The sequence below is a fragment of the Streptomyces sp. NBC_00885 genome (assembly GCF_045207475.1).
In the GTDB taxonomy this organism is placed as follows: domain Bacteria; phylum Actinomycetota; class Actinomycetes; order Streptomycetales; family Streptomycetaceae; genus Streptomyces.
The window spans coordinates 1,574,730-1,590,045 of record NZ_CP108796.1 but is presented as its reverse complement, the minus strand read 5'-3'; the positions used below and the strand labels follow the sequence as shown (position 1 = coordinate 1,590,045).

Here is a 15,316-nt window from a genome sequence, read left to right as displayed (position 1 = left end):
GTCACCCCCGTAGGGGTGCTGTGTCACCCCCGTTCGGGGGTAGTGAGACCTGGGTCACTGATTACACGATGTCGGTAGCCGGTCCCGCAATGAGGAGGACGAATGACGTCAGGCAGCGCGACGGAGAGTTTCCGGGCGGCCCGGGACTTCCTGCTGCGGCACAGGGAGGACTACGCGGCTGCGTACGAGGGTTTCTCCTGGCCTCGGCCCGAGCGCTTCAACTGGGCACTGGACTGGTTCGACGAGATCGCCGACGGCAACAACAGGACCGCGCTGCACATCGTCGAGGAGGACGGCCGCGAGATCACCGTCTCGTTCGGCGAGATGTCCGTGCGCTCGGACCAGGTCGCCAACTGGCTGCGGGACCGTGGCGTGCGGGCCGGGGACCGGATCCTCGTGATGCTCGGCAACCAGCAGGAACTGTGGATGATCGCCCTCGCGGCAATGAAGTTGCGGGCGGTCGTCATCCCCGCGACACCGCTGCTCGGCCCGGTGGACCTGCGGGACCGGATCGACCGGGGACGGGCCCGGCATGTCATCGCGCGCGTGGCGGACACCGCCAAGTTCGCGGAGGTGCCGGGGGAGTACACCAGGATCGCCGTGGCGGACCGGGGCGCGGCCGATGTGCCGGGCTGGCTCGACTTCGACGAGGCGTTCTCCGCGCCGGGCCACTTCGAGCCGGACGGCGTGACGCGGGCGGACGATCCGCTGCTGCTCTACTTCACCTCGGGCACGACCGCCCGCCCCAAGCTGGTAGAGCACACCCATGTGTCGTACCCGGTGGGCCACTTGGCGACGATGTACTGGATCGGGCTGAAGCCCGGCGACGTGCATCTGAACATCTCCTCGCCCGGCTGGGCCAAGCACGCCTGGTCCAATCTCTTCGCGCCCTGGAACGCCGAGGCGACCGTCTTCATCCACAACTACACGCGCTTCGACGCGGCCCGGCTGATGGCGGAGATGGACCGCGCGGGCGTCACCAGCTTCTGCGCCCCGCCGACCGTGTGGCGGATGCTGATCCAGGAGGATCTCGGCCTGCTGCGTACGCCTCCGCGCGAGGTCGTCGCCGCCGGGGAGCCGCTCAATCCCGAGGTCATCGAGACCGTGCGCCGCGAATGGGGCGTGACCATCCGGGACGGCTTCGGGCAGACGGAGACGGCCGTGCAGGTCGCCAACAGCCCCGGCCAGCTGCTCAAGGCCGGGTCGATGGGCCGCCCGAGCCCCGGCTACCAGGTGGTCCTCCTCGATCCCGTGTCGGGCGAGCCCGGCGCGGCGGAGGGTGAGATCTCGCTGGATCTGTCCGGTGATCCGGTCGGTCTGATGACCGGATATCACGGGGATCCGGAGCGTACGGCCGAGGCGATGGCCGGGGGCTTCTACCGCACGGGCGACATCGGGGCGCGCGACGCCGACGGTTACATCACCTACATCGGCCGCTCCGACGACGTCTTCAAGGCCTCCGACTACAAGATCTCGCCGTTCGAGCTGGAGAGCGCGCTCCTGGAGCACGAGGCGGTGGCCGAAGCGGCGGTCGTGCCCGCGCCCGACCCTGTACGGCTCGCCGTGCCGAAGGCGTACATCGTGCTGGCGGAGGGCTGGGAGCCCGGACCCGACACGGCGAAGCTGCTTTTCGAGCACTCGCGCGCGGTTCTCGCGCCGTACAAGCGCATCCGGCGGCTGGAGTTCGGCGTGCTGCCCAAGACCGTCTCGGGCAAGATCCGCCGCATCGAGCTGCGCGAGCGCACGGCGGAGGGCTCGACCGCCGAGTACGTCGAGGGAGACCTGCGGTGAACCTCTCCTACGCGCACGGCACCGGTACCACCGCGTTGCTCGGCGACACCATCGGCCGCAATCTCGACCGGGCGATCGCGGCGTGGCCGGACCGCGAGGCGCTGGTCGATCTCGGTATGGACGCTCGCTGGACCTACGCCGAATTCGGCGCCGCGGTGGACCAGTTGGCGCGGGGCTTCCTCGGGATCGGCGTCGCCAAGGGGGACCGGGTCGGGATCTGGGCGGTCAACTGCGCCGAGTGGGTGCTCGTGCAGTACGCGACCGCCCGGATCGGCGCGATCATGGTCAACATCAACCCGGCGTACCGGGCGCACGAACTCGAATACGTGCTGAAACAGGCCGGGATCTCGGTGCTGTGCGCCTCACAGCGGCACAAGACCAGCGACTACCGGGCGCTGGTGGACCAGGTGCGGGCCAACTGTCCCGACCTGCGGTCCGTCCACTACATCGAGCACGGCTCCTGGGACGTACTCCTGGACGCGGCGCCTGCCGTCACGGACGAGCAACTGGCTGCCCGCGAGGCGGAGTTGTCCTGCGACGACCCGGTCAACATCCAGTACACCTCCGGCACCACCGGTTTCCCCAAGGGTGCGACCCTCTCGCACCACAACATTCTCAACAACGGCTATTTCGTGGGCGAGATGATCGCCTACACCGAGCAGGACCGGATCTGCATCCCCGTGCCCTTCTACCACTGCTTCGGCATGGTGATGGGCAACCTCGCGGCGACCTCGCACGGCGCCTGCATGGTCATCCCGGCCCCGTCCTTCGACGCGGCGGCCACGCTGCGCGCGGTCGCCGAGGAACGCTGCACCTCGCTGTACGGCGTACCGACGATGTTCATCGCCGAGCTCAATCTCGCCGACTTCGCCTCGTACGACCTGTCCACGCTGCGCACCGGCATCATGGCGGGCTCGCCCTGCCCGGTGGAGGTCATGAAGCGGGTCGTCGCCGAGATGAACATGGCCGAGGTCTCGATCTGCTACGGAATGACGGAGACCTCGCCCGTCTCCACGCAGACCCGCCGGGACGACGACCTGGAACGCCGCACCGGCACGGTCGGCAGTGTGCTGCCGCACGTCGAGGTCAAGGTCGTCGACCCCGTCGGCGGGGTGACACTGCCGCGCGGCGAGGCGGGCGAGCTGTGCACCCGCGGCTACAGCGTGATGCTCGGCTACTGGGACGAGCCGGAGAAGACCGCCGAGGCGATCGACGCGGGCCGGTGGATGCATACGGGTGATCTGGCGGTGATGCGTGAGGACGGGTACGTCCAGATCGTCGGCCGCATCAAGGACATGATCATCCGGGGCGGTGAGAACGTCTATCCGCGCGAGATCGAGGAGTTCCTCTACACCCACCCCAAGATCGCGGACGTCCAGGTGGTCGGGGTCCCCGACGAGCGCTACGGGGAGGAGATCCTGGCCTGCGTGATTCCGCGGGATGCGGGGGATCCGCCGACGCTGGAGGACATCGCGGCGTACTGCAGGGAGCAGTTGGCGCACTACAAGATTCCGCGTCGGCTGGAGATCCTTGCGGACTTTCCGATGACGGTGAGCGGGAAGGTGCGGAAGGTGGAGCTGAGGCGGCGGTACGGGGTGGCGGGGGAGGGGTAGGCGGGGCGGTGCCGTGGGTGCGGGTGCGGTGCCGCTGCGCGGGGCTTGTTCCCCTACCCGCCCCTTCCCGAACTGGGCCAAGCCCCAGACCCCGTATGCGACCTTCGGCCGCATGTCCTCAATCGCCGGACGGGCTGGATGTGCGGCTCGGCCGCACATCCAGCCTCGCCAGCGTTTGAGGCGTGGTCCCGGGCGCGAAATTCAGCCCCGCCGGCGCTTGAGGCGCGGGGGTCCGGGGGGCAGCGCCCCCGGTTACGGGAAGGGGCGGGGTGGGGGACAGGGCCCGCCGCAGGCGCCCCCGCAAGGCTCACGCCCCCGTCGCTATCAGCTCGTCCGCCGCCGCGTTCACCGGCTGCGGGCTCCCCGTCAGGTCCATGACGAAGAGCGGGACGCCGAGGTCGTCCGCCCGTGACCTCGCGTCGTCCGCGTATCCCGCGAGGGAGAAGAAGACGCCGGCTGCGGAGACGATCAGCCCGTTCAGCCACAGGCACTCGACGTCGCGCAGGGTGGCCGGGCGGGTGGAGGGGTCGACCTGGGCGATCAGGCCGGGGCCGCGCAGGTCGATTCCGGACGCGGGCCGTACCTCCGGCTGGACGACGTCCTGGAACCCGAGCCACTTCAGATAGAGCCCCGCCGCGGTCACCGCGTCGCGCGCGGTACGGATCGTGACCGGCCGGAACGAGGGGCGCGGCACGGTCGCCGTGCGCGGCAGCGGGGTGTGCGACGGGCGCGCGGCGAAGGGCATCGGGTCCGGCGCGCCGGGGCCGGGGGCGCTCACCGGGCGGACCGGGATGCGCAGCACCGTGCCGCAGGGGCAGCCGAGTTCGGGCTGCGGCCAGTGGCCCTGGCGGCCGCAGGCGAGGCAGCGCACGGTGACCCAGTCGTCCGTCCAGGTGCGGTGCGTGATCGGTTCCGGCGGGGCGTGCAGCAGCGGCGGCGCGAGCGGGGCGCCGCAGGCGCAGGGGTAGACCGGCGACGCGAACACGTGGTCGCGGCGGCAGGACGGACAGCGGACCGGCACCGTATCGGCCATCGCGCTCCCCCCTTTTTCCGTTCGCACTGCCGTCCATCGTCCACCAAGCGGGATGCCTTCGGGCGGGACTTCGGCCATCCCTTGACGCCGTTCTGTACGCGCCATAGATTGCTTCCGTATAGCAGAACTAAACTTCCGTATTACGGAATAGAGGCTCTGGAGTGACGCGAAAGAGCCCGAGTCCGACCGGCCGAAGCAGGAGCACCCATGCCTCGTATGACCGCTGCCCGAGCGGCAGTTGAGATCCTCAAGCGCGAAGGCGTCACGCACGCGTTCGGTGTGCCGGGCGCGGCGATCAACCCCTTCTACAAGGCCCTCCAGACCGGCGGCGGCATCGACCACACGCTCGCCCGCCACGTCGAAGGCGCCTCCCACATGGCGGAGGGCTACACCCGCGCCAACCCCGGCAACATCGGGGTCTGCATCGGCACGTCGGGCCCTGCGGGCACCGACATGATCACCGGCCTGTACTCGGCCATCGGCGACTCCATCCCGATCCTGTGCATCACCGGCCAGGCGCCGACCTCCGTGATCCACAAAGAGGACTTCCAGGCCGTCGACATCGCCTCGATCGCGGGGCCGGTCACCAAGGCCGCGACCACCGTCCTGGAGGCCGCGCAGGTCCCCGGCGTCTTCCAGCAGGCCTTTCACCTGATGCGCTCGGGCCGCCCGGGCCCGGTCCTCATCGACCTGCCCATCGACGTCCAGCTCACCGAGATCGAGTTCGACCCCGAGACGTACGAGCCGCTGCCCGTCTACCGGCCCGCAGCGACCCGTGCCCAGGCCGAGAAGGCGATCCGGCTCCTGCTGGAGTCCGAGCGCCCGCTGATCGTCGCCGGCGGCGGCATCATCAACGCGGACGCCTCCGATCTGCTCGTGGAGTTCGCCGAGCTCACCAGTACGCCGGTCATCCCGACCCTGATGGGCTGGGGCACCATCCCCGACGACCACGAGCTGAACGCGGGCATGGTCGGTCTGCAGACCTCGCACCGCTACGGCAACGCGACCTTCCTGGAGTCCGACTTCGTCCTGGGCATCGGCAACCGCTGGGCCAACCGCCACACCGGCTACAAGCTCGACGTCTACACCAAGGGCCGGAAGTTCGTCCACGTCGACATCGAGCCCACCCAGATCGGCAAGATCTTCGCCCCCGACTACGGCATCGCGTCCGACGCCAAGGCCGCGCTGCAGCTCTTCGTCGAGGTGGCCAAGGAGCTCAAGGCCGCCGGCAGGCTGCCCGACCGTTCCGACTGGGTCGCCTCCACCCAGGAGCGCAAGGCCACCCTGCTGCGCCGCACGCACTTCGACAACGTGCCGATGAAGCCGCAGCGCGTGTACGAGGAGATGAACAAGGCCTTCGGCCCGGAGACGCGTTACGTCACCACCATCGGCCTGTCCCAGATCGCCGGCGCGCAGATGCTGCACGTCTACAAGCCGCGCCACTGGATCAACTGCGGCCAGGCGGGCCCGCTCGGCTGGACCATCCCGGCCGCGCTCGGTGTCGCCACCGCGGACCCGGAGTCTCCGGTCGTCGCGCTGTCCGGCGACTACGACTTCCAGTTCATGATCGAGGAGCTGGCGGTCGGCGCGCAGCACAGGATCCCGTACGTCCATGTCCTGGTGAACAACGCCTACCTGGGCCTGATCCGGCAGGCGCAGATCGGCCTGGACATCAACTTCCAGGTCAACCTGGAGTTCGAGAACATCAACGCCCCCGAGCTGGGTGTCTACGGCGTCGACCACGTCAAGGTCGTCGAGGGCCTGGGCTGCAAGGCCATCCGGGTCACCGAGCCCGACCAGCTGCTGCCCGCGTTCGAGGAGGCCAAGAAGCTGGCCGCAGAATTCCGGGTGCCGGTCGTCGTCGAGGCGATCCTGGAGCGCGTCACCAACATCTCGATGAGCAAGACGGCCGACATCAGCGATGTCACCGAGTTCGAGGAGCTGGCGACGGAGCCCAGCCACGCGCCCACGTCCATCAGGACGCTCAAGGTCTGAGCACCCACGCGGCCACGAACGGCCCCCGTCCCGGAATCACTCCGGGCCGGGTGCCGCTTTGTGCTGTGGCGCGCAGGATGCCGGCGACGGCCGCGATGCCCTCGCGGACAGTGCGCTCGCCGAGATTGCCGAAGCCCAGGACGAGTTGGGCCGGATCCCTCGCGCCCGACGAAGGGGCGGAAGCCGGCCCGCCGTCGGCCGATCGCGGCTACCGTGATCATGGTCATCGCCATGTTCTTCTTCGCGGGTCCGGCCGCCCCGGTGCCCCGCCGAGACGTTCCTCAAGGGCTTGCAGTGGCAGCACTGCCAGTGTGGCCGGACGCCACGTGGAGCTCCGCCCATCGGGTCATCCTGTGGAGGTGGCGGGAAATGCCGTGCCGCATGGAAAGGGCAGCCACGATGCCGGTACCGCGTCCGTGTTCCTCATGTTCCGCAGGGGGCGGATTCTCGGGTGATCGGCGCGGTCGGGGTAGCGGCCCAGCGTCTGTGACCTCGATACGGAGGGCGTGCCGGCCGCCGATCTCGGGCATCGACAGCCGCAACACTGCTGGGGGCAGTGCGTGAGCGATCGCGTTGGTGATCAGTTCCGAGATCACCAGGATGGCATCGTCTGCTGTCTCCGCGGGCAGGGCCCAGCGGGTGAGGACCGTGCGTGCGCCGTGGCGCACGGCGGAGACGGTCTCAGGGATGTGTGGCAGCGGGAGGATGTGCTCGGTCCGCGGGTGCGGTGCCACGCTGGTGTCAGACGTGGTCATGGCCGGAGTGGTCATCTTCGACCACCTCCACTTGTCTCGGCTTCTCGTATCGGAAGCGGCGGCTCGTTCGGTGCGGTGGCGCGTGGCCGGGTTATTCGGCGGTGGCGAGGATGTCGGCCAACGCCGTGACGGCCTGGTCTGCGTCGGGGCCTTCGGCGCGGACGGTCACGGTGCTTCCGGCGGTGGCACCCAGGCCCATCACGGCGAGGACGCCGGTGGGGTTGACGGTGCGGCCGCCGTGCTCCAGCTGTATTGCGCTGGTGTACTCGGCTGCGGCGCGGGCGAGTTGGCCTGCGGGGCGGGCGTGCAGGTTGGCGGGCAGGACGACGGCGATTTCGTGATTCGCCGTGGTCGTGGCGGTTGTGGTGATGGCGTCAGAACTTGAGGACATTGCGAGCCTCCTTGGCGGCGTCGGCGACGGTCTTGAGATCAGCGCCGGATGCGGCGGTGACGACGGCTGCGACGGCTCCTTCGACGAACGGCGCGTCGACGATCGTTACGTCGGTGCGGGGATGGTCTTCCAGGACAGTGCGGGCGGTGAGGATCGAGCTGCCGAGGTCGGGGATTACGACTACGCCGGCTCCGCGGTCGGCGTTCCGGATCGCTGCGAGAACGAGGTCGTAGCTGGTGCCGATCCGGCCGTCGTCGGTTCCTCCGGCGCTAGCGAGGGGAACGTGGTCGGAGCCGATCTGCTGCACCAGCAGGCGAAGGCCTGCGGCGAGCTCGGCGCTGTGGGACACGAGTACGATGCCGACAAGGTTGCTCATGAACAACCACGCTATATCTCGGAACGCTGTTCATCAATACTGAACAAGGAGAATTTTTCGATGGTTCAAGCGGTGCAGCGCGCGGTGCAGATCTTGCGGGAGCTCGCGTCCACCGGGCCCCGGCTGGGTGTGACCGAGCTGGCCGACCGCCTGGGCGTGGCCAAGCCGACCGTCCACGCGCTGCTGCGCACGCTGGAGGCCGAGGGGCTGGTGGTGCAGGACCGGGACAGCTCGAAGTATCAGCTCGGCCCGGACCTGGTGCAGCTGGGCAACGCCTACTTGGACACCCAGGAGCTGCGGACCCGCTCGCTGACCTGGGCGGACCAGCTGGCCACCCGGGCGAACGAGGCGGTGTGGGTGGCCGTGCTCACCGGCGACCATGTCCTGGTGGTGCACCACGCTTTCCGGCCGGAGGGCGCCGTGCAGATCCTCGAGGTGGGAGCCAGCATCCCGTGGAGCACCTGCGCCCTGGGCAAGGCCATCGTGGCCTTCACCCCGGCCTCCGAGCGCGAGCGGCTGCTCGCGGGCGACCCGGCGGTGCTCACCGGCGCCAGCATCACCGACCCGGAGGAGCTGGCCGGCCAGCTGAAGGAGATTCTCCGGACGGGCTACGCGATCGAGGACCAGGAGTCGGCCATCGGGGACGCGGGCATCGCATCCCCCGTCTTCGACCGCTCCGGCGAGGTGGTCGGGGCCATCGGCATTGTCGGCCCCGTCGAGCGGCTGCTGGCCGAGCCGGCGCGACAAGAGCTCGCGGTCGCGGTCCGCGAGACCGCCCGCAATCTCTCCCGCGACCTCGGCGCCCCTCGAGGGGCCGCCCGCATCGCCGGCCCCTGACCGGCCCGCCCCGCACCCACCAGCCTCGCGGGCACCTGACCTGCACACTCCGCATCCACCCGCAGCTCGGCGGCGACGTCCGCCGTTCCGCCACCTGCCCCTCCGTCCAGGCCCCTCGGCGCGTCGCCGTGGGGCCTTCTTCGTGTCCGCGGTGCCCGATAGTCGCCGAGCCTCTTGACAGGCGTGAAACGCGGGCTTAACTTCCGGAACAACGTTCATCAATAGTGAACGCCTTACCGGATTCCGCTGGATATTCGGTTCCCCTGAGCCGGCCGCCAGGTTGCCCGACCCTGACCACCTGGCGGCCCCCTCCCTTCACAGCCCGCTCACGCGGAGGAGGTGAGACGCCCACGCTGCCGCTCGGCACTGGGCGCCATCAATGGAAGAAAACTCTTACTCACAGAAGCTTGTGGCCGAGATGCTGGGCACCGCGGTGCTGGTGTTCATCGGCGTCGGTTCGGTCCCCGCAACGCTCATCGTCGGCGGCGACGCCCCCTTCACCATGGCGCAGCTGGGAATGATCTCGCTGGCCTTCGCCACCGCCGTCATCGCCATGGTCTATGCGATCGGCCATATCTCCGGCTGCCAGATCAACCCGGCCATCACCCTTGCGCTCGCCGCCACGAAGAAGATGCCCTGGCGGGACGTCCCTGGTTACATCGCGGCGCAGGTGGCCGGGGCGGTGCTGGGCGCGCTTGCGATCGTCGGAGTGCTGGGGAAGAAGGCCGTCGACGTCGGCCTCGGTATCGCCGCCTACGGCACCGGTGTCGGCGCCGGGCAGGCCTTCTTCGCCGAAGCAGTCGGCACGTTCATCCTCGCCTTCGTCGTCTTCGGGGCCATCGACCGGCGCGCGGCCGGCGGCTTCGCGGGCCTGGCCATCGGCCTCGGCGTCTTCGCGATCATCATTCCGGTGGCGCCCGCCACCGCCGCGTCCATCAACCCGGCCAGGACGCTCGGCCCGATGATCACCGGCGAGCTTTTCGACGGCACGGTCCATTGGGACCAGCTGCCCGTCTACCTGGCCGCCGAGGTGATCGGTGCGGTTGCCGCCGGCGTCCTTTACACCGCTCTCAACGCCCACCGCAAGGCAGCCGCCGCAACCGCAGCCGAGAACCGGGCCGCCCAGCCCTCCACTGCCGAAGGAGCCCTGTCATGAAGAAGCTCATCAACGCCCCCGAGGCGGTGCTGGACGAGGCCCTGGCCGGCATCGCCGCCGCCCACCCCGAACTGAAAGTCGACGCGGAGAACAAGGTGATCGCCCGCGCGGGCGGCACCAGCACGGGCAAGGTCGCCCTCATTTCCGGCGGCGGTTCCGGGCACGAGCCCCTGCACGGTGGCTTCGTGGGCCTGGGCATGCTGGACGCCGCCTGTCCCGGGGAGGTGTTCACCTCGCCCGTGCCCGGCCAGATGCTGACCGCGGCCCAGGCCGTCGACGGCGGTGCGGGCGTGCTGTTCATCGTGAAGAACTACACGGGTGACGTCCTCAACTTCCAGATGGCCGCCGAACTGGCTGCCGAGGAAGGCATAACGGTCGAGACCGTGCTGGTCGACGACGATGTCGCGGTCCAGGACTCCACCTGGACCGCCGGGCGCCGCGGCACCGGAGCCACCGTCTTCGTCGAGAAGATCGCCGGCGCCCTCGCCGAGAAGGGCGCCGACCTCGCCGCGGTGGCGGAGATGGGCAAGCGGGTCAACGCCGCCTCCAGGTCCTTCGCCGTTGCCCTGACCGCATGCACCACACCCGCCTCCGGCAAGCCCGGGTTCGACCTGCCCGAGGACGAAATCGAAGTCGGCGTCGGCATCCACGGCGAACCCGGACGCAGCAGAGAGAAGCTCCGCCCGGCCAAGGAGATCGTGGCCACCGCCCTCGACGCCATCCTCGCCGACCAGCCGCTCACCGCGGGGGACCAGACCATCGTCATGGTCAACGGCCTCGGCGGCACACCGCTCATCGAGCTGTATGTCGTCTTCAACGACGTCGCCACCGCTCTCGCGGACAAGGGCGTGGTCATCGCCCGCAGTCTTGTCGGCAACTACGTGACCAGCCTGGACATGGCCGGTGTTTCCATCACCGTCTGCAAGGCCGACGCCGACATGCTGTCCCTGTGGGACGCACCCGTGAACACCCCAGCCCTGCACTGGGGCGCCTGAACCGAGCCGGGGGCGGGGCCGCGCGATACGCGAGGGGCCGGGCGGGAGCCTTCCTGCGCCAGATCACCCGACGGCCCCCGCATCCGCCCCCGCCCCCGGCTCACCCAACCGTCAACCCGCATCCGCCCCCGGCTCACCCAACCGTGAACCCGCCACATACCAACCATGAATGGAGACTCCGTGGACACCGACCTCGCCCGCACGTGGGTGCAGGCCATCGCCGCCGCCGTCGACATGCACAAGGACCACCTCACCCAGCTCGACTCGGCCATCGGCGACGCCGACCACGGCGTCAACATGAAACGCGGCTTCTCCGCCGTCACCACGGCCCTGGCCGACTACAAGCCGGACACCGTCGGGGCCGTGCTGGTCAAGACGGGCACCACACTCATCTCCAGCGTCGGGGGCGCCTCCGGCCCGCTCTACGGCGGCGCCTTCCGCGCCATGGGCAAGGCCCTTGACGCACCCACCGCCGACACGCAGCAGTTCGCCACGGCACTCGCCGCCGGCCTGGAGAGCGTCCAGAAGCTCGGCGCGGCCGCACCCGGCGACAAGACAATGATCGACGCATACGCTCCCGCCCTGGCCGCCTTCCAGCAACACGCCGGCGCCGGAGCCGACTTCGCCGCCGCGGCCCTGGCCGCCGCCGACGCTGCCGAGGAGGGCATGCGCGCGACCACCCCCATGCAGGCACGCAAGGGCCGGGCCTCCTACCTCGGCGCCCGCAGCATCGGCCACCAGGACCCCGGCGCCACCTCCACCGCCCTCATCTTTCGCGCACTCGCTGAAGTGGTGGCTACTCGATGATCCGCCACACCTACGCCGGGAACACCGCCGCACCCGGCATAGCCCTGGGGTTCCTCCACCGCACTGACCGCCCGCTCACCCGAGCCGTGCTCCCCCAGCGCACCAGTGGCGACGCCGCACAGCAGATCACCGACGCCTTCGACGCCGTCGCCGCCCGCCTGCTCGACCTGTCCACCTCGCTGCGTGAACAGGGCAAGGACGAAGAGGCCGACATCATGGAGGTCAACGGCTACATCGCGCAGGACCACGATCTGTGCGAACACGCCATCAAACGAGCGAACGACGGCCAGCCGGTACCCGTCGCCGTCCGGCAGGCCATCGACACCTACGCCCGGACCATCGCCGCCCTGGACGATCCAACCCTGGCCGAACGCGCGGCAGACGTACGGCAGGTCGGCCGCCGCGTCCTGGCCCACCTGCACGGCGACACCGGCCCCGCACCCGACCAGCCCCTCGTCCTGGTCGCCCACGAGATCGGCGCGGCAGACCTGCTGGAGCCCGGCCTGACGGTCACCGCAGCCATCTCCGTCACCGGCGGCCCGAACTCCCACGCCGCGATCGTCGCCCGCTCACAGGGCATCCCCCTCCTCCTGGCCGTCGACCCCCAGCTGCTCGACCTGCCGGACGGGCGGGAGATCCTGCTCGACGCCGACCTGGCCACCGCGGTCGCCCACCCCGACGACAACGAACGCGCAACCGCGCTCCACGCCATGGACGCAGCACGCACCCGCAGGTTCGCGCTCGCCGAAGAGCGCCACCTGCCCGCCCACACACTCGACCACCACCCCATGGTGCTGCGGGCCAACGTGGCGACCCCGGCCGACGCCCGCGCAGCCCTCGCGGCCAACGCCCAGGGTGTCGGCCTGCTCCGCACCGAGCTGCCCTTCCTCAACCACCCCGCCTGGCCCACCCGCAACCAGCACGCAACCACCCTCGTCCCCGTCCTGCGCACACTGGCTGGACAGACCGTCACCGCCCGCACCCTGGACTTCGCCGACGACAAACTGCCGCCGTTCCTGTCTCGCCTCCAGGGCGCGCGGATCGGCCGCGGTCTGCCGCTCATGCTGGCCCAACCGGACGCCTTCGCCGATCAGTTCCGCAGCCTGCTCGGCGCGGGAGCAGAAACCGATCTGCGCATCATGATCCCGATGGTCGCGAACATCGACGAACTCCGCGCCTGCCGACGCCTTCTCCAGGCCGCAGCCGACGAAGCAAGTGTCCCGACCCCGCCGCTGGGAATCATGGTGGAGCTTCCCGAAGCCGTCGCCGCAGCCGACGACCTCGCCCGCGAGGCCGCCTTCCTCTCCATCGGCAGCAATGACCTCACCTGCCAGATCCTGGGCCTGGACCGGCGCGACCCCGCTGCCTCCCCGGCCATGGCCGCGCACCCCGCAGTACTCCACGCCATCGCCCAGGTCGTCACCGCAGCCCACCGCCACCACCGCCAGGTCTCCGTCTGTGGCGACGCCGCGGCCGACCCCCTCGTCACCCCCCTCCTCATCGGCCTCGGGTGCGACATCCTCTCCGTCGCACCCGCCGTCCTCGACGAAGTACGCGCCCGCATCCGCCGCCTGCGCCATGACACCTGCGCCTCCCTGGCGGCCATCGCTCTCACCCGCGAAACCGCCGAAGAGGTCTGGCGACTCGTCGAGCAGTGCTGCCTGCCGTCGCTGCCCTGACCCGAGGCGCACATGGCGCGATCAGTCGAGCGTAGGCAGGTCCGACCGAACCGGCCCACCAGGATTTGCGTGAAGCGCAAGGTGACGCCCTGACAAGTCCCGCTGATCCATCCCATTCAAGGGATTTCTGCTGATGTTCCTATCCAGTCGAGAAGGGGCCTGAACCGTGAAGAAGCTCATCAACTCGCCCGATGAGGTGCTCGCCGATGCTCTCGTCGGCGTGGCCGCCGCGCACCCCTCACTGACGGTCAACACGTCCGACCGCTACATCATCCGCGCGGGCGGCCCGACCGCTGGGAAGGTCGGCCTGGTGTCAGGTGGCGGGTCCGGGCACGAGCCGCTGCACGGTGGGTTCGTCGGGTACGGGATGCTGGATGCGGCCTGTCCCGGTGAGGTGTTCACATCTCCCGTGCCGGACCAGATACTCGCCGCCACACGGGCCGTTGACGGCGGGGCGGGGGTGCTGCACATCGTGAAGAACTACACCGGCGACGTGCTGAACTTCCAGATGGCCGCCGACTTGGCCGCCGACGACGGCGCGTGGGTGGAGGGCGTCGTGGTCAATGACGATGTCGCCGTGGAGAACAGTACGTGGACGGCCGGCCGACGGGGTACCGGGGCGACCGTGTTCGTGGAGAAGATCGTCGGTGCGGCTGCCGAGCTTGGCGCGGACCTGGCTGCGGCCGCGGCTTTGGGCCGGGAGGTCAACGACCGGTCCCGTTCGTTCGGGGTGGCGCTCACGCCGTGCACGGTGCCCGCGTCGGGCAAGCCCGGCTTCGAGCTGGGCGACGACGAGATCGAGCTGGGCGTCGGCATCCACGGCGAGCCCGGTCGCGCCCGCGGCAGGCTCGTCTCCGCCAAGGAGATCGTCGGTGTCGCGTTGGACGCCATCCACGCCGACATGCCGCTCTCGGGCGAAGTGCTCGTGATGGTCAACGGCCTGGGTGGCACCCCACTGATCGAGCTGTACGTGGTGTATGCCGCGGTCGCAGAGTGGCTCGCCGGCCATGGCGTGTGGATCACCCGCAACCTGGTCGGCAACTACATCACCAGCCTGGAGATGGCCGGCTGCACGATCACGGTGTGCCGGCTCACGTCGCAGCTCACCTATCTGTGGGATGTCCCCGTCGAGACCCCCGCGCTGCGCTGGGGACGCTGAGCGTCCTCGGACACCGCTACGGACACCACGAGGGAGAAGGACGACCATGGACGCGAGCATGTTCCGGGCCTGGATCCACGAGGCGGCCCGATTGGTGGTCGACAACACCGACCATCTGACCCGCCTCGACTCCGCTATCGGCGATGCCGACCACGGCATCAACATGCGCCGTGGCCTGCAGGCGGCGGTGGCGATGCTGGACGAAACCAACCCGTCCACCCCCGGTGCGGTGCTCGCCACCGTCGGCCGGGCACTGATCAGCAAGACCGGCGGCGCCTCGGGACCGCTGTACGGCACCGGGTTCCGGCAGGCCGCGGGGACCCTGGGCGAGGATCCCGACGTGTCTGCGGCACAACTCGGGGCGGCGTTGGCGGCTGCCCTCACCGGCATCCAGCGGATCGGCGCGGCGCTCGAGGGCGACAAGACGATGATCGACGCCCTCAGCCCGGCCGTAACCGCCTACCAGGCCGTCATCGACACCGGCGGCGACCTGGCCAACGCCACCCGGGCGGCGTTCGACGCCGCCGTGCGGGGCCTGAAGCAGACCGTCGGCATGCAGGCCCGGAAGGGCCGCGCGAGCTATCTCGGCGCCCGCACCATCGGTCACGAGGACCCCGGCGCGGCGTCGACCGTGCTCATTCTGTCCGCCCTCGCGACTGTCACCGCGGCGAGCGGGCGGAGGAGCGAGCGGCCAGGCACTGGGGCAGCGTCATGAGGGTGGCATCCAGC

At 69.9% G+C, this 15,316-nt stretch carries 14 protein-coding genes; 10 read left to right on the top strand and 4 right to left on the bottom strand.

All coding sequences use genetic code 11. From position 1 onward, the window contains the following. Window positions 1-102 precede the first annotated feature (102 nt). Together OHA61_RS07315 and OHA61_RS07310 are read left to right on the top strand one after the other, a co-directional pair. Window positions 103-1,791, top strand: a complete 1,689-nt coding sequence (locus tag OHA61_RS07315; protein ID WP_406302315.1) for an AMP-binding protein — start codon at window positions 103-105, stop codon at window positions 1,789-1,791. After that, the gene (locus OHA61_RS07310) at window positions 1,788-3,404 is read left to right on the top strand and encodes an AMP-binding protein (protein ID WP_406302314.1); all 1,617 of its coding nucleotides are present in this window, start codon (window positions 1,788-1,790) and stop codon (window positions 3,402-3,404) included. The genes OHA61_RS07315 and OHA61_RS07310 overlap by 4 nt, the downstream gene beginning before the upstream one ends. Window positions 3,405-3,711: 307 nt before the next feature. On the opposite strand, the gene OHA61_RS07305 is transcribed toward OHA61_RS07310, so the two are convergent. Continuing rightward, entirely contained in the window at window positions 3,712-4,437 is a 726-nt protein-coding gene (locus tag OHA61_RS07305) for a hypothetical protein (protein WP_406302313.1), read from the bottom strand. Window positions 4,438-4,653: 216 nt separating this feature from the next. Between OHA61_RS07305 and gcl the strand changes: the two genes are divergently transcribed. Further along, window positions 4,654-6,432, top strand: coding sequence for a glyoxylate carboligase (gene gcl / locus OHA61_RS07300; protein WP_406307298.1), 1,779 nt, complete (start codon window positions 4,654-4,656; stop codon window positions 6,430-6,432). A 281-nt stretch (window positions 6,433-6,713) separates the two neighbouring features. On the opposite strand, the gene OHA61_RS07295 is transcribed toward gcl, so the two are convergent. The 3 genes from OHA61_RS07295 to dhaM all read right to left on the bottom strand — a co-directional run bounded on the left by OHA61_RS07295 (window position 6,714) and on the right by dhaM (window position 7,954). Next, a complete protein-coding gene (locus OHA61_RS07295) occupies window positions 6,714-7,187 on the bottom strand; it encodes an ATP-binding protein (protein ID WP_406302312.1) in 474 nt (157 codons plus the stop codon). 91 nt (window positions 7,188-7,278) lie between these two features. After that, complete coding sequence (locus OHA61_RS07290) at window positions 7,279-7,578, bottom strand: HPr family phosphocarrier protein (RefSeq protein WP_406302311.1); 300 nt, start codon at window positions 7,576-7,578, stop codon at window positions 7,279-7,281. Continuing rightward, complete coding sequence (gene dhaM / locus OHA61_RS07285) at window positions 7,562-7,954, bottom strand: dihydroxyacetone kinase phosphoryl donor subunit DhaM (protein ID WP_406302310.1); 393 nt, start codon at window positions 7,952-7,954, stop codon at window positions 7,562-7,564. Before dhaM ends, OHA61_RS07290 begins: the two co-directional genes overlap by 17 nt. A gap of 60 nt (window positions 7,955-8,014) precedes the next feature. On the opposite strand from dhaM, the gene OHA61_RS07280 reads away from it, so the two are divergent. The 7 genes from OHA61_RS07280 (at window position 8,015) to dhaL (OHA61_RS07250) (ending at window position 15,302) form a co-directional block, all read left to right on the top strand. After that, window positions 8,015-8,791 carry an IclR family transcriptional regulator gene (locus OHA61_RS07280; RefSeq protein ID WP_406302309.1) on the top strand — a complete coding sequence of 259 codons (777 nt, stop codon included), beginning with the start codon at window positions 8,015-8,017 and terminating at the stop codon, window positions 8,789-8,791. 379 nt (window positions 8,792-9,170) lie between these two features. Continuing rightward, a complete protein-coding gene (locus OHA61_RS07275; RefSeq protein WP_406302308.1) occupies window positions 9,171-9,947 on the top strand; it encodes an MIP/aquaporin family protein in 777 nt (258 codons plus the stop codon). Beyond that, window positions 9,944-10,942, top strand: a complete 999-nt coding sequence (dhaK, locus tag OHA61_RS07270) for a dihydroxyacetone kinase subunit DhaK (RefSeq protein ID WP_406302307.1) — start codon at window positions 9,944-9,946, stop codon at window positions 10,940-10,942. Before OHA61_RS07275 ends, dhaK (OHA61_RS07270) begins: the two co-directional genes overlap by 4 nt. 165 nt (window positions 10,943-11,107) lie before the next feature. Beyond that, window positions 11,108-11,749 (top strand): dihydroxyacetone kinase subunit DhaL, encoded by a 642-nt coding sequence (dhaL, locus tag OHA61_RS07265; RefSeq protein ID WP_406302306.1) that lies wholly within the window; start codon window positions 11,108-11,110, stop codon window positions 11,747-11,749. Beyond that, a complete protein-coding gene (locus OHA61_RS07260) occupies window positions 11,746-13,428 on the top strand; it encodes a putative PEP-binding protein (protein ID WP_406302305.1) in 1,683 nt (560 codons plus the stop codon). Before dhaL (OHA61_RS07265) ends, OHA61_RS07260 begins: the two co-directional genes overlap by 4 nt. Window positions 13,429-13,594: 166 nt before the next feature. Further along, on the top strand, window positions 13,595-14,587 hold the full coding sequence (gene dhaK, locus OHA61_RS07255; RefSeq protein ID WP_406302304.1) for a dihydroxyacetone kinase subunit DhaK: 993 nt from the start codon (window positions 13,595-13,597) through the stop codon (window positions 14,585-14,587). Between the two features lie 46 nt (window positions 14,588-14,633). Continuing rightward, the gene (gene dhaL / locus OHA61_RS07250; RefSeq protein WP_406302303.1) at window positions 14,634-15,302 is read left to right on the top strand and encodes a dihydroxyacetone kinase subunit DhaL; all 669 of its coding nucleotides are present in this window, start codon (window positions 14,634-14,636) and stop codon (window positions 15,300-15,302) included. Window positions 15,303-15,316 lie beyond the last annotated feature (14 nt).